This window comes from Mesobacillus sp. LC4 (assembly GCF_053543455.1).
This window is the reverse complement of the sequence record NZ_JBGCUB010000020.1, coordinates 1-13,226: the sequence shown is the minus strand read 5'-3', so window position 1 is coordinate 13,226 and position 13,226 is coordinate 1. Positions and strand designations below refer to the sequence as shown.

Annotated in this window: 13 protein-coding genes and 1 tRNA gene; 4 read left to right on the top strand and 10 right to left on the bottom strand. The window is 36.6% G+C overall.

Annotated elements, in window-relative coordinates:
- Positions 1-244: 244 nt before the first annotated feature.
- From AB5I83_RS23420 to AB5I83_RS23385, 8 genes are all read right to left on the bottom strand, one after another.
- Positions 245-1,357 (bottom strand): Ger(x)C family spore germination protein, encoded by a 1,113-nt coding sequence (locus tag AB5I83_RS23420; RefSeq protein WP_448978879.1) that lies wholly within the window; start codon positions 1,355-1,357, stop codon positions 245-247.
- Positions 1,354-2,451: a GerAB/ArcD/ProY family transporter gene (locus AB5I83_RS23415; RefSeq protein ID WP_448978877.1), complete on the bottom strand. Its 1,098-nt coding sequence runs from the start codon at positions 2,449-2,451 to the stop codon at positions 1,354-1,356. Before AB5I83_RS23415 ends, AB5I83_RS23420 begins: the two co-directional genes overlap by 4 nt.
- Positions 2,448-3,923 carry a spore germination protein gene (locus AB5I83_RS23410; protein ID WP_448978876.1) on the bottom strand — a complete coding sequence of 492 codons (1,476 nt, stop codon included), beginning with the start codon at positions 3,921-3,923 and terminating at the stop codon, positions 2,448-2,450. Before AB5I83_RS23410 ends, AB5I83_RS23415 begins: the two co-directional genes overlap by 4 nt.
- Before the next feature lie 952 nt (positions 3,924-4,875).
- A complete protein-coding gene (locus AB5I83_RS23405) occupies positions 4,876-5,691 on the bottom strand; it encodes a DUF5677 domain-containing protein (protein WP_448978874.1) in 816 nt (271 codons plus the stop codon).
- Positions 5,692-5,821: 130 nt separating this feature from the next.
- Positions 5,822-5,977, bottom strand: coding sequence for a hypothetical protein (locus AB5I83_RS23400; protein WP_448978872.1), 156 nt, complete (start codon positions 5,975-5,977; stop codon positions 5,822-5,824).
- Between the two features lie 163 nt (positions 5,978-6,140).
- Positions 6,141-6,431 (bottom strand): hypothetical protein, encoded by a 291-nt coding sequence (locus AB5I83_RS23395; RefSeq protein ID WP_448978870.1) that lies wholly within the window; start codon positions 6,429-6,431, stop codon positions 6,141-6,143.
- Between the two features lie 433 nt (positions 6,432-6,864).
- Entirely contained in the window at positions 6,865-7,773 is a 909-nt protein-coding gene (locus tag AB5I83_RS23390; RefSeq protein WP_448978868.1) for an EamA family transporter, read from the bottom strand.
- Between the two features lie 353 nt (positions 7,774-8,126).
- Positions 8,127-8,372 (bottom strand): DUF2164 domain-containing protein, encoded by a 246-nt coding sequence (locus tag AB5I83_RS23385; protein ID WP_448978866.1) that lies wholly within the window; start codon positions 8,370-8,372, stop codon positions 8,127-8,129.
- A 300-nt stretch (positions 8,373-8,672) separates the two neighbouring features.
- Between AB5I83_RS23385 and AB5I83_RS23380 the strand changes: the two genes are divergently transcribed.
- Positions 8,673-8,960, top strand: a complete 288-nt coding sequence (locus AB5I83_RS23380; protein WP_448978864.1) for a tyrosine-type recombinase/integrase — start codon at positions 8,673-8,675, stop codon at positions 8,958-8,960.
- A gap of 110 nt (positions 8,961-9,070) precedes the next feature.
- Here AB5I83_RS23380 and AB5I83_RS23375 read toward each other — a convergent pair.
- Both AB5I83_RS23375 and AB5I83_RS23370 read right to left on the bottom strand, forming a co-directional pair.
- Positions 9,071-9,143: transfer RNA gene (locus AB5I83_RS23375), tRNA-Ala, on the bottom strand.
- 103 nt (positions 9,144-9,246) lie between these two features.
- Positions 9,247-9,942 carry an MgtC/SapB family protein gene (locus AB5I83_RS23370; protein ID WP_448978862.1) on the bottom strand — a complete coding sequence of 232 codons (696 nt, stop codon included), beginning with the start codon at positions 9,940-9,942 and terminating at the stop codon, positions 9,247-9,249.
- A gap of 154 nt (positions 9,943-10,096) precedes the next feature.
- Here AB5I83_RS23370 and AB5I83_RS23365 point away from each other — a divergent pair, with 154 nt between their 5' ends.
- The 3 genes from AB5I83_RS23365 (at position 10,097) to AB5I83_RS23355 (ending at position 12,570) form a co-directional block, all read left to right on the top strand.
- Positions 10,097-11,011 (top strand): DMT family transporter, encoded by a 915-nt coding sequence (locus tag AB5I83_RS23365; RefSeq protein ID WP_448978860.1) that lies wholly within the window; start codon positions 10,097-10,099, stop codon positions 11,009-11,011.
- Positions 11,012-11,020: 9 nt separating this feature from the next.
- Positions 11,021-11,557 carry an N-acetyltransferase family protein gene (locus tag AB5I83_RS23360; RefSeq protein WP_448978858.1) on the top strand — a complete coding sequence of 179 codons (537 nt, stop codon included), beginning with the start codon at positions 11,021-11,023 and terminating at the stop codon, positions 11,555-11,557.
- A gap of 305 nt (positions 11,558-11,862) precedes the next feature.
- Positions 11,863-12,570 (top strand): DNA alkylation repair protein, encoded by a 708-nt coding sequence (locus AB5I83_RS23355; RefSeq protein ID WP_448978856.1) that lies wholly within the window; start codon positions 11,863-11,865, stop codon positions 12,568-12,570.
- Positions 12,571-13,226: the final 656 nt, after the last annotated feature.

Genomic DNA, 13,226 nt, shown 5'->3' with positions numbered 1-13,226 from the left:
TTTAGTTTAACAACAACTATTGTATTTTTATTGTAGAGTTTTAATTACAAAAGTATTTTATCCTCTATTTTCCGAAGTAACTCAATGCGACGTCAACAGATTTATTATTCTTATTAAAATTTGTCATCCAGCTACATAGTAAAATAAAACGCTACCCTTCCTCAATCTATAAGAAGAGCAGCATTTCTTTGGTTCCAATTGTGGTTTGAAAGAAAGAATAGTCATAATCAACTGACATTTCATGTTATTGGGCATTTGAATTTAAAATCTTAACGTCAATATTTGGTTTTATAGACAATTTAGGATAGTCTTTACTCCAATCCAATGACTTCCAATTGTCCGGATAAAATGCCTTTAAGTGCTTGCCGACACCCAAAAGGTCACAATTTCCTTTTTGCATCGTCTCAATAGTTATCAAAGACTGATCTTCCAGGTGTTTGCTTAATTCTTTTTCCATTTTGTTAATGTAATCAGGTTTAAGTCGGCTTCCAGCTTTACCAAGTTCATACACATGAATATTCAGGTTAATATTCATGTCGACATTAGGCAATTCAAAGGTTTCTGGGTGAACCGTGATATGTGAAGTCGCTTTTTTTACAGAAAATCCATAAAAGAGTTCTTTCCCATCTTGCATCTTTAATTTTCCGGTATATCTCTGTCTTCCAAAGTCCTTACCTAACATCAACATGACTATTCGAACCTGATCTCTGGTGAGATCCTCGCCAGAATACTTACCCTTATGGAATAAAAGGGCACCATCAACTTCAATTCCTGAATCGGAAGATTGCTTCAACTTTGGTATAGCTATCCCATCAACAGGTTCGTTCAAAGATTGAATAAATTCCATCATAGTGACACTAGGCATGATGGCGTTTCTTTCTGTTGTCTGAATAAAATGGGTCAATTTTTTTGTGAAGTCTTGAGCAGAACCAGATTTCAACTTTATAAGGTCAGATATCTTTCCTTCAAATACGACCACTGGAGTGGATATAGATGCATATGGTGCATATTGTAAAAAATATAGATGTTTAATCGGATTTTTTGCAGCAAAGCTCTTACTCATTATGTAGAGCCTTGTGTTTATTCCTAAAAAAGGGGCTCTATCGGTATATTGGCCTTTCCCGATCGCTTCGACTAAACTGGGTCCTCTAAGCGTGGTCATTTCGGAAGTAGCTTCCCCTCCACCCTGGGTAGCGCTTTTAAGGGAGGTCACAATGTAATGAAGTAAGAAATCCCCATTCTCCTCATCCAAGTCAAAACCGGCGATATCTACTAGTTGAAGATTACGCAGCTGCAATTGATCCCAGCACCCGGTTAAGAAAATGATTGATAAAAATCCAATGATCGCCTTTTTCATCGTTTTGCCTCCTTTCCCCGTACGAACGAAACAAGAAGCAGAATGGCTGGTATTATAGCGATAGTAATGATTGTAGCCTTATTATGAAAGTTGGAAAATAGGTTCAAAACTTTTCTGTCGGAGCCCCATAAACCCGCTACAAAGCCAAGTAGTGCCAAAATACAAACCAAAAGAGAATGATTAGTGATTTCTTTGGATTTGAAATGAGAGAGATAACGGGCAGATAAAAATAAATATACATAAACCGTTACTGTTGTTACGCTTAGCCACATTGTCATAAATAATATATCCACACTTTGCAAAATCGGCCAATTGAATTTACGGAGTATAAACACCATTGGTTCAGAGATGGTATTTAATACACCTTCGCTGAAATTATAGGTCACAATGACTGTGATCAACAAATAAAAAAAGGTTGTAAATCCATTGGCAATAGACATGGCCATTAGGATATCTCTTTTCTTACGGGACTGTACAAAAGGGAATGTGTACAGTAGCAATTCATATCCAGCGTAGGACCAAAAGGCGGGAATAGTGTCCTTTAGAATAGGTAATAGGCCGTGTGAGCCAATCGGAAGAAAATGCCGGATGTCTCCTTTCCCTATCCCACTAATGAAAATGATGATAAAGCACAGCATGAACATCACCATAATGACTTGTGTAATTGTTGCTATTGTTCTAAGTCTAGATGATGCGATATAAGCAGCTATGGTAAAAGACATTCCGATTAATACGAACCAAGGGGTCTCAAATAATACCCAACGGTTAAGTACATCGGAATAGGAGACGACAACCATTAAACTTGACTCTAAGAAGTATGCAGCAAATAAGAAGTTCAGGATTGCTCCTAACCATTTTCCAGTGATGGAAGATATATTATGTGGCAGCGGACCATCTGGATATCTTTTTCCAAGCTGATAGATGATTAGGATGACAACTTGAGCAATTATTCCTCCCATCAATATGGACATCCATGAATCGAAACCGGAATTACGGGATACATCAAAGGGAATGGATAAGACACCTACTCCAATTTGAGTAAGAATAACAAGACATATTAGCTGATTTAATGATATTTTTTCCAAGTGTATCATTCATTACCCCACCTTGGATCTTTAAATCTTGTTCCTTCCTGCGCCATACTCTCCTTTGGACGTTTTTTCAATTCCCAAATAGGTCCTCTAAAAATCGTATCCTTGATCGTTTCACTCGTTATTCCTGAATAAAAGAATGGAATTCCCATTGTGTTGATACGGGCTAAATGTGTCAGCAGCATAAGAAATGAAAGCTCCAAACCGATTAGTCCGAAGATTGACGCCATTATGATGAAAGGGTAGGTTAAAATTCGGGACGCGTTACTCATTTCGTAGGAAGGAATGATAAAAGAAGCAATCCCTGTAAGGGCCACTATGATAACCATCATGTTGGAAATCAGATTTGATTGAACGACGACGGTACCGATAACGATACCACCAACGACGCCAATAGTTTGGCCAATTGGGCTTGGTAGCCGGATTGTTGCCTCTCTTAAAATTTCCAGTACAACGAGCATTGTTATCGCTTCAAGTATAGGTGGCAAAGCAATATATTGCATCGAACTTTGCAGAGTCAATGCTATTTCATACGGAACAATTCGTGGATCAAATGTTACCAAAGCCACGTATATACCTGGTAAGCTGATTGCCAAAATAAAACAGAATATCCGAAGAAATCGTATAGCGCTGCCGTATAACCATCCAATTTGGTAATCATCAGGACTCTGGAAGAATGCCCAGAACGAAATCGGCAAGATTAAGCAATCTGGAGAATCTTCGCTTAGAATGGCTATTTTCCCATCCATTAAATAAGATCTAACTCTGTCTGGCCTTTCTGTTATGAGCATTCTAGGAAAGATCGAGTATTTTTTATCTTGAATTAACTCTTGCAAAAAACCGGGGAATTCAACGTAATCAATGTCAATGTTCTCGATTCTCCGACTAAACTCTTTTAAGACATCTATATTGACTAGAGAATGAAGGTAAAGGATGGAGACTTTTGTATTCGATCTTCTTCCAAGCTGAAAGCCTTTTACCACCAGATCAGGTGAAGCGATTTTCTTTCGTATTAAATTGAGATTCGTATCCATATTTTCGATTAACGCCTGATTGGAGCCCCGAAGAACCCGTTCATTTACCGGAAGGTTGACCGAGCGTTCTTTTTTCAAAGCGGTTCCGAGCAAATAGAACTTTGCTTCTCCATTAATCTGAACGACCGTCTTTCCTTGGACCAGTGCTTCTGAAGCGACTGAAAGCAACTCCGTCTCACTATAGTCAAGAATGGACACTGCCTGGCGAACGGTGACATCTATGTTACGTAGTAATGGAAGAACAATATGGTCTTGTACATTGTCTAACTCAATCATAGTTTCAAGATAGAAAAGTCTATAATGTCTCGCTCCAGCGGTGAAATCGCTATATTTAAAGTCGGAGCTATAGAATAACAATTCATGGAGTAATTTCTCGTTTTTTTCTAGAGAAAAGTCAGCCTTCAATACAAGTTCCTCCTTTCTCCAATTAGGAAAGTTCACCCTATTTTCCCCTTTATTTCTTTTCCTATTCCGAAAGGAACATTAGGTGGGGAACCGCCATTAATTTTTGGGATTAAGGGTTTAGTTCCTTAGCAGTAACTAACCAACGATGCAGCTTTGTTGAAGGCGGAATTAGTATTTATTGATAATGAAACTATCATAGGAGTTATAGAAAGATAACTTCGGTTAAAAGTTAAATTCAAACTTGATGAAATTAATAAGAAGGCAATGGATTGGATTTTAAGCCTTAAAAAAAGTACCATAGGGAGCAGTTAGAAAAACAATTCAATAAAGTTAAAGAAAATTTTATAGAGGAATTAACCTTTAGGAAATTTGTCAATTTAGCATTTTTCTTTGAATTAATTGATGAAGTAGAAGCGGACTCGTTATATCCTTTTGCAGAGAAAAGAAATGTATATATCCATCCAAAAAAAGAAATCGAAAGTTTTATTAAAACCCAAAGAAGATGTTGAAGAAGGTATTACAAAAGTTGTCGTTTTTTTTAATACCCTAATTGAACGCCAATCGATTTTATTTTTACTTTATTTCGTTAAAATGTGTACTAACTTGCTTTGATACAAGTCCTTATTTAAATAAAACTAGGCAGCATACCTGTAATAACTTTGTGAACAAATGTACTTAAACAAACGGGTGCTTTAGTTTAAGAAGACAGCAAATTCAAAGCAAAAGGATCAGATATAATCTGATCCTTTTTTGTATTGTTATTTGTATTGCTGATTCGCTTGCTAAAACCAGTGTTAATTAACATATTAAATTACGTTTTCTCCCTCTCAACCGAACGGGTTAATTAAAATATGGCGAGGGATATCTTTTAGATGTTTTAGTGCTCATAAATAGCGGTTCTATATTTAAACAACTTCTTCACGTTCAATATTGATTTGTTGTTTTAAAAGGAGATCTATTTCATTCAGTTAATCATTTCTTTGATATACTATTCGTTTGATTTATCTGCTTCTTCTTTTTCAATTTCGTCTTGAATATTGTGGAATTCTTCTATACAATCATTAACCATCATACTTATCGCTTCAGCTATTACCAATGTATCAATATTGGGATTTAAAGTTAAAAACTGAGTGGTAGTTTGAAATAAGGATATTGCTGTAAGTTGCCCCGGTATAGAAAGACCATAATTTGATCCACCAAAAAGGTAGAAGGTTTGCTGGTTAAAATTTTCAATGAAACCAATACTTTGAAAAATCCCTTTTGGACTAGTGTGTACTTGGTAATTAGACTGATTGTAATACGGATTTAAAGTGTCCAATTGAGCTTCCCTTTCTAAATGTGAAAAATAAATTACTTTAGGTTCATACTTAAAAATTGGTTTTGCCCAAAAGTTTGGTTTTTCAAAATCATTTCCATAAAGGCTTAAAATGTCTTTTTTTCTTTTCTCATGTTCCTGTAGTTCATTAACGTCAAATTTATCTAATCCTAATTTTGGAGCCGCGTTTTGATACTTTATTGCCTCTTTCTGCCTTTCAATCTCGGAGTAATCCATAAACCTTTTAATCAAGTCAAAAGTAAAATCAATATCCTCAAAATTCTTAGTAAGGATTTGAAATATAACATTGTTTTCGTGAAGGCTTCTCCAACGGGCAAGTGCACCATCAGGAAAACCATTTTTTAATAACACCAAAACTTCCTTACTTATTTGAACACTCCTAGAATGTAATTTGAAAAGTACATTCATGATAAAATTATGTTTTTCATTTTTTTCTTTTTGTTCATAGAATTCTTCAATAAGGTCCATGACACTTCTTCAGCAGATTTAATTATGCTTTTTAATAAAACAAACGAGTTGTACCATCTTTGATTTAACCTAGAAGTAATTTCATTATCCATAAATGTTTCTTCTAAAAACATTCTATGGCTATCTTCTTTTAAATTCCTATATACTCCTTCGGCACTTTTTTTATAGTATCCTTTGTTACTTTTTCAATGTTATCTATAAGTTTTGTTTGTTTCTTAACATCATCCTTTATTTCCTCTAAATATTTGGATATTACTTCATCAAAGGCATTCTGAAAATAATCCATGATAACACCCCAACTTTAAAATACTTATTATCCTATGTTCACAAATCCTATTCGATGGGTAGGCGAATATTATTAGATGATAATTCAAGCCCATAGTTTAATATGATTTATATTCTATAATAGGGTCTTTTGAGCCCTTCTCAATCAAGAAGGGGCTTTATATTTAATCTTTTGTTTCTGTCATATCAACAATAATAGAATGTCGGCATTTTGGGCATTGAGTTCTTACTTTAAACATTTTTGGCTTTGGATTTACATCCCTTGCAATTTGATCAATAAGACCAGGTAAAGATAGGAAAGCCATAATAATGGCTACAAAATTTATTATTTTGGAATCTGTGAGTAGTTCTTGGTTGAATAAAAGCAGAAAGAGCATCACTGTGAAGCAAAGAAAGAAAATTGCCAAGGATATTCTGTATATGTAACTAGATATTTTTTTAATCATATTCCACATTTCTCCTAACCTCCTGAAATAATTACGTTTGTTGAAGATTAAAAGTTTCATTCTATCATGAGAAGGGCTTAGACTGTAGAAACTCAATAGATACAAGCTTGTCTACAGTCTTTTGAGTCGGCGATGGAATGGGGCTGTTGATTTCCGCTCCAGGCGCTTCGCTTTCAGCTGGGCTGGCGTGAGCCTCCTCACCGCCGTTGGCGTCTAAGGGGGCTCACCTGTCCAGCTAAGCCTGCAGGAGTCTACGCGCCTTCTACTCCAATCAACAGGACTTCAAAACTTAGCTGACTTATTTAAAAAAAGATGCATATAACGCTTGAGGTAATAATGATGCTTTCGACAGTTTGCATTCTCCTTCCATGCGGCATCAAATTGCAAAGAATTTGTTCTGGGGACAATTGTGACATAAGAATACTTGCTGCTACTACCCCCATCAAGAAACGGATTTGGTTTGTATAGAGGCGGATTCTATTTTATCTTTTGGTTTTAAATTGCCGGCGACAATCCCGATTAATATGATGAAAACTCCTAGCCATTGTGAAAAACTAACATACTCAGCTAATATAAGTGCAGATAATGTTACAGCTACTGGAAGCTCAGAAGCAGTTAAGATCGTGCCAAGCCCTGGTCCGATATTGGGCATTCCAATTGAAAATAAAAGTGGTGGTAAAGCAACACCAAACAAGCCGAGTAATAAACCATACGGGGCTACCCCCATTAAGACAGGTAAATCAACTAGAAACATTGGTGGATATACTAAAAGTACGACAATTAAACCACCAGTAGATAAGAAAGCACTTTTCAGGATAGGTGGAGTATCTTTCCCGACAGAACTGCTGAGAAATATAAAAGTTGTAAACGTAAAAGCCGAAAGTAGTCCCCAAGCAGCCCCATGTAATGATAGAGCAACTTCATTTTTTGCAATTAAGCCCGCAGCTAGAATTGAGCCTAGAATAAGAATGCCAATTGAGATGATTTTCCCTTTTGTTGGTTTTTTCTTATTAAAGATCCACTCGAAAAGCGTACCGATCCATACAAATTGAAATAAAAAAATGATTGCTAGTGAAGCATTTAGTGTCTGTAGTGCTTGATAATAAAACACACCTGTCAAACCAAACGGAACTCCAGATAATAGTATTTTAAAAGTTTGATTTAAAGAGATTTTTTGTTTTTTTGTAAACATAACTAACACCCAGGTAAATAATACCCCAAATAAATATTGGGTCCCAGTTACCTCTGTTACCGAATAATCTGCTGAATAAGCAAGTTTGACAAATGTAGACAACACCCCATAGCAGCATCCACCTAAAAAAACAATTAATGCATATTGCCAAGTTTTCATTTATTCTTCCCCTTTCTTTACATAAAAAAGCCACACAACTGTCAACTGACAATTGTATGGCGAAAATAGAGATAGCTCTAGAAAAATCCACGTCCTAAGTTGGTTTTATTATTCAATTCATTTAAAAGGATAAGAGTAAAAATACTATTTGTCAACGACTATTCTCGGGTAATAATATATGAGAATACTGCAACTATTATAGTAGCTAGAACTACTTTTATTGTGAAAATCCAGAAAGGATTTAATTAGCAGTTTATATATGTTTATGAAAGAGTATAACTTAGTTCATTATCCTTTGATAAACGATGTCTCTGTCCTTCTAATAATGTTAGTTGATTGAATATGCTAAAAGCTTACTTTTTAATAGGTCTTTCTAATGATAATACCTCTTCTTCAAGAGAAGAATATTGCTGTTGAGCAACATGGATAGCATCTGTAATTGCAGCATTATAGAAATGTGGAGCTAGTGATTCTTTTACAAAATCTAGATACCTTTCTGCAACGAAATCGGATAAATCTTCTCCTGTCTCTTGTAAGAAGAATTCTTGGATGTTAGAAATCATTAGTTGTTGTTGTTCTTTCGTTAATTTTAAAAACATTAATTTCACTCCTCGATTAACTAAGTTACAACTGCAACTATACAAAGGCAATTTACTAATTTAAAGGCTTTAATTTCAAAAAAAAATATGTACAGACGCTTTTAAGTAATGTAAAACGTTATCTCTAAGATAAAAGTAATATCAAGAAATTATCTTCTCTTGTAGTTAATCCTTAAACTATCAATGATTATTTTGCTAAGCATTGTAATGGCTAAAAGACTGATAAACAATAGGATTGAGTTCCAGCTTTTTTCTGAGTAAATCCCTGCCATCTTCATAAGTGGTAAAGCAGCAAAAGAAATGAAACTAGCAAAAACTTATGATGGAAACTATAAAGATCCGCGGAATTTGCTAAGGGAGTTTCATCGGTATATTAAAAAGTCAGGTGTAGAGAAAATTACGCTTCATGATTTACGCCATCTTCATGCTACCCTGCTGCTGATATATGGAGAAAACCCCAAGATTGTAGCGGAACGATTAGGTCATGCCGATGTAACGACCACCCTGGACATATATTCGCATGTAAATCCGGACTTGCAACAACAAGCAGCAGATCGGTTTGAAAGGGGCTTCTTTAAACAGGCTTAAAACGCTTTAGTATAATAAAGGTGCACTTTTTGTGCACTTTTCATAAAGTATGAGGCAAAGGGAAGTCCTGAAAATGCAAAAAACCCTTGCTAGGCAAGGGTTTTCGATGATGGAGAATAGGGGGCTCGAACCCCTGACCTCAACGCTGCCAGCGTTGCGCTCTCCCAGCTGAGCTAATCCCCCGTATCTAATAGATAAGGTACAAGAAAGATTATATAACCAACTCGCCAGACATGCAAGATAAAATTTCACGTGCACACAAAAAAGCCGCATTCAGCGGCTTTTCCTACAAACCTTCGATTTCAACCCGGTTGATCCCTTCGATTTCCGACACCGTTTCATAAACATCCGTCGTCTTTCTGCGGAAGTCAACGGTTACAATCAATTGCACCAGCTGGTTACCTTCTGCCAAATCCTTGATGCGGACATTTTTCAAGGCGATTTTCTCTTCTTTGATTCTGGTTATGATATCAGCAATGCTTTCCCGGCTGTTGACATTGAACTGCAGCCGGATTTCTTTTTCCCTTAATTGTCTTGGGCCTATGAAAGTCATTAAAAATGGGATGAACTCCACACTTACAATGAGTAGAGCAACACCCGCAATGGCTTCCCAGTAAAAACCGGCTCCAACTGTGATTCCAATTCCTGCGGCTCCCCAGATCATAGCAGCGGTCGTGAGTCCCGAAATCGTATCATTCCCTCTTCGTAAAATAACCCCGGCTCCAAGGAACCCGATACCTGAGACAATCTGGGCTGCCAAACGGAGAGGGTCCATCGTAATATTTACGTCTTCATCTCCTGGAAACATATAAGCTGATTCACTTGATACAATCGTCAAAAGACAGCTGACAATGGATATAACCAAGCTCGTTTTAAGACCAACCGGTTTTCTTTTAATTTCCCTTTCAAGCCCAATGACCAGGCCCAAGAAAGCGGAAATCCCTAATTTAAGTAAAATTTCCATATCAATAGAATAGAACATGTCGTTTCTCCTGCCCCTGATAAGATGTATTTACTTTCCCTAAAAATGATGGACTAAACTTCTCATGAAAAAAATAAATTTTATTCAAGATAAAATTTCGGTTTCATTGTAAAATACATATAATTCACATTGTGTTACTTAAAGGAGAATGGAAATGGAATCACCTAGAGTAAATCCTTATATGGCGGTAGCGATAGGAGTCGTGGCAGTCTCAACCTCTGCAATCCTGGTAAAAGTCTCATCCGCGCCGTCCGGAGTCATCGCTTTTTACCGATTATTCTTTTCTGTACTACTAATGCTGCCGGTGTTTCTTATAAAGTATGTTTCGGAACTGCGTCTTATTACGAAACGTGATTGGGTATTCACGGGAATCGCCGGGATATTTCTGGCTTTTCATTTTATCCTCTGGTTCGAATCCCTAAACTATACCTCAGTAGCAAGCTCTACTGTGCTGGTCACACTTCAGCCGCTCTTTGCATTCGTAGGTGCGTACCTGTTTTTTAAAGAGCGCGTTTCAGCTAAAGCAATTATAAGCGGAGTAATTGCAATTGGCGGCAGTGTCATCATCAGCTGGGGGGATTTTAAGGTCAGCGGAAGTGCCTTGTTTGGTGATTTTTTGGCGATTGTAGCCTGTGGATTGGTCACTGTATACCTTTTATTTGGCCAAACAGTCAGGAAGAGGATGTCTTTAATAACTTATACTTTCATTGTTTATAGCATCAGTTCGATTACTTTATTCTTCTATGTTTTAGCTGTAGGTGATTCATTCTATCCATATCCTGCAAGCGATTGGGTTTATTTTGTACTCCTTGCACTGATACCGACTCTGCTAGGTCATACACTATTCAACTGGTCGATAAAATGGATCAGCGCATCTGTCATTTCTATGGCGATACTATTCGAACCTGTGGGCGCAACAGTCCTGGCTTTCTACCTCCTCGGTGAAAAAGTGATTTGGACACAGATTATCGGAGGATTAGTTGTTATTGCAGGGATAACATTGTTTTTAGTGGATGAAAGAAAGATGAAGCTTAAAAATCAAGCCGAGATCAATTCAATATCGGGGTAGGAGAGGAATATGGAGATTAGAAAAGCAACAAAGGATGATGCGAGAGGAATTGCCAGGGTTCACGTCAAAAGCTGGCAAGAAACCTACGAAGGAATTATTAGCCAAGATTATTTGGATTCACTGAAGATGGAAGATCGTGAGCCCTTATGGGAAAAAAGTTTGTCAGAAAGCGCTGATACTTCTCCAGTATTTGTCGCTGTTAATATAGAGGGAGAAATAGTCGGCTTCGCATCCTTTGGAAAAGAGAGGACAGGCAAATTTGCAGCAGATGGAGAACTGTATGCGATTTACATTCTTAAGCAGTATCAAAGAGGGAAGCTTGGCTTGAGGCTGCTCCAAGCGGGTTTGGATGAAATGCAGTTTAAATCTATGCTCGTTTGGGTGTTAGCTGATAATGAAAGTCGTAAATTTTATGAGAGCCTTCAACCGGAACAAGCTGCGGAGGAAGTTGTGAAAATTGCAGGCAGAGAGTATCTCGAATTGGCTTATTTTTGGAAGGAAATTAATATCTTGAAAAAGAATGTCAATGAAAAATTGAGGGGATAGTTAAAGGAAGCTTTTGTTGACGCAGCACATGCAACTATTCTAAAGAAGATAAAAGGTAATGAGTTCGAATACTTATTATAAAAAGATGCCAAAAGGTAATGCTTCTTAGTATATGAAGGTAATTTATAAAGAGACCAAATTGCAGTGCCGGCAATTCGGTCCTTTTTGTTCATTGAAGCAGTTTCACTAAAAGGGATTTACATTTATTTTGTTGAATTTTTTTAAGTGAGAGTGGTTAAACTTAAAAATTTTTTAATAGAATTTTACCTCTATGATTAAGACAATGATTAAACGGAGGTCTTAAAATGAACATTCAGGAGATCATGAATAAGCTTGCTGAGCTGAGTTCAGAGCAAACGAAGAAAACTTTTATGAATCATGGAGCAAGAGGAAACCTATATGGAGTAAAGATTGGAGATTTGAAAAAGCTTGTTAAGCATGTGAAAAAAGACCATGAGTTGGCTCTAGCTTTATATGATACAGGGAATTTTGAAGCTATGTATTTGGCAGGACTGTCTATTGATCCAAAATTGTTGACAAAGGAAATCCTCCAAAAATGGATAGGAAACGCAGACTGGTACATGCTTGCAGAATATACTGTTGCGGGAGTAGCGGCTGAAAGTCAATATGCTTTAGAACTTGCGCGTGAATGGATGGAGTCAGAAGAAGAAATGACAGCAGTAGCCGGCTGGAGCACATATGCCAACTATTTATCTATTACTCCTGATGAAAAACTGGATTTAGAAGAAATCCGAGCCCTCCTGCAAAGAGCAAAAACAACGATTCATCAAGAAAAAAACCGAGTTCGGTATTGTATCAACGGATTTGTGATTAGTGTAGGAGCTTATGTAATGGATTTACATGATGAAGCGATGAAAGCGGCTGAAACAATCGGGAAGGTTCATGTCAATATGGGGAACACTGCATGCAAAGTTCCTCTTGCTGTTCCTTACATTGAAAAGATTGCAAGTCGTAATAGAATTGGAGTTAAACGGAAGACTTGCATCTGTTAAGTTCGAAATTAAGATTTTTGATGACCCTTGTTCCGATTCACCTAATGGCTTTAGCTAAATGACATACCTAAAAATCGCTTAACAAATACGTTAAGCGATTTTTTGGGTTGCCCAGATATTATATTTGCAAAACCAATTTGAATTTACAACTGATAAATTATAGTGAATTAAATAAATAGATAGGTGAACCTGGAAAACAGTAATGCGCAAACAGATGATAAGATTAAAGTTCCCCCGTGAACCCTTCCTTCGGCATTGGCGATTTTAATGGCTTCAATGTAGGCAACGCTAAATAAAAGGATTGCCATGATGAATGATAGATAAAGTGCAAGTGATTGCAGCAAATAGGATCACCTCTGTAAATTAGTTTGTCCAAAAGATTATATGAGCCCAAATGAGATTTTATTAATAAAAGGATATTCTTAAGATGAAACTTGGATATAGGTAGTGAATAAAACTTTGTGAAAAAAACTTTTAAAATTATATTGCAAACATTTTTTATCCATGGTATATTTAATCTCGCTTCAGAAAAACAACGCTGAGTTGATAAAAACAACATCGTTTCAAGTGAAAAACAAAAATGAAAAATGATGTTGACAATAACAAAACAGCATGTTATATTAATAAAGTCGCTTCTGGGCGACAAACTGAACAAC

What these genes read in the sequence shown, in the direction of transcription:
- AB5I83_RS23380 (WP_448978864.1), top strand. Translation starts at nt 8,673, where the DNA reads ATGAAACTAGCAAAAACTTATGATGGAAACTATAAAGATCCGCGGAAT.
- AB5I83_RS23415 (WP_448978877.1), bottom strand. Translation starts at nt 2,451, where the DNA reads ATGATACACTTGGAAAAAATATCATTAAATCAGCTAATATGTCTTGTT.
- AB5I83_RS23365 (WP_448978860.1), top strand. Translation starts at nt 10,097, where the DNA reads ATGGAATCACCTAGAGTAAATCCTTATATGGCGGTAGCGATAGGAGTC.
- AB5I83_RS23385 (WP_448978866.1), bottom strand. Translation starts at nt 8,372, where the DNA reads ATGTTTTTAAAATTAACGAAAGAACAACAACAACTAATGATTTCTAAC.
- AB5I83_RS23360 (WP_448978858.1), top strand. Translation starts at nt 11,021, where the DNA reads ATGGAGATTAGAAAAGCAACAAAGGATGATGCGAGAGGAATTGCCAGG.
- AB5I83_RS23355 (WP_448978856.1), top strand. Translation starts at nt 11,863, where the DNA reads ATGAACATTCAGGAGATCATGAATAAGCTTGCTGAGCTGAGTTCAGAG.
- AB5I83_RS23400 (WP_448978872.1), bottom strand. Translation starts at nt 5,977, where the DNA reads ATGGATTATTTTCAGAATGCCTTTGATGAAGTAATATCCAAATATTTA.
- AB5I83_RS23370 (WP_448978862.1), bottom strand. Translation starts at nt 9,942, where the DNA reads ATGTTCTATTCTATTGATATGGAAATTTTACTTAAATTAGGGATTTCC.
- AB5I83_RS23395 (WP_448978870.1), bottom strand. Translation starts at nt 6,431, where the DNA reads ATGTGGAATATGATTAAAAAAATATCTAGTTACATATACAGAATATCC.
- AB5I83_RS23420 (WP_448978879.1), bottom strand. Translation starts at nt 1,357, where the DNA reads ATGAAAAAGGCGATCATTGGATTTTTATCAATCATTTTCTTAACCGGG.
- AB5I83_RS23390 (WP_448978868.1), bottom strand. Translation starts at nt 7,773, where the DNA reads ATGAAAACTTGGCAATATGCATTAATTGTTTTTTTAGGTGGATGCTGC.
- AB5I83_RS23405 (WP_448978874.1), bottom strand. Translation starts at nt 5,691, where the DNA reads ATGGACCTTATTGAAGAATTCTATGAACAAAAAGAAAAAAATGAAAAA.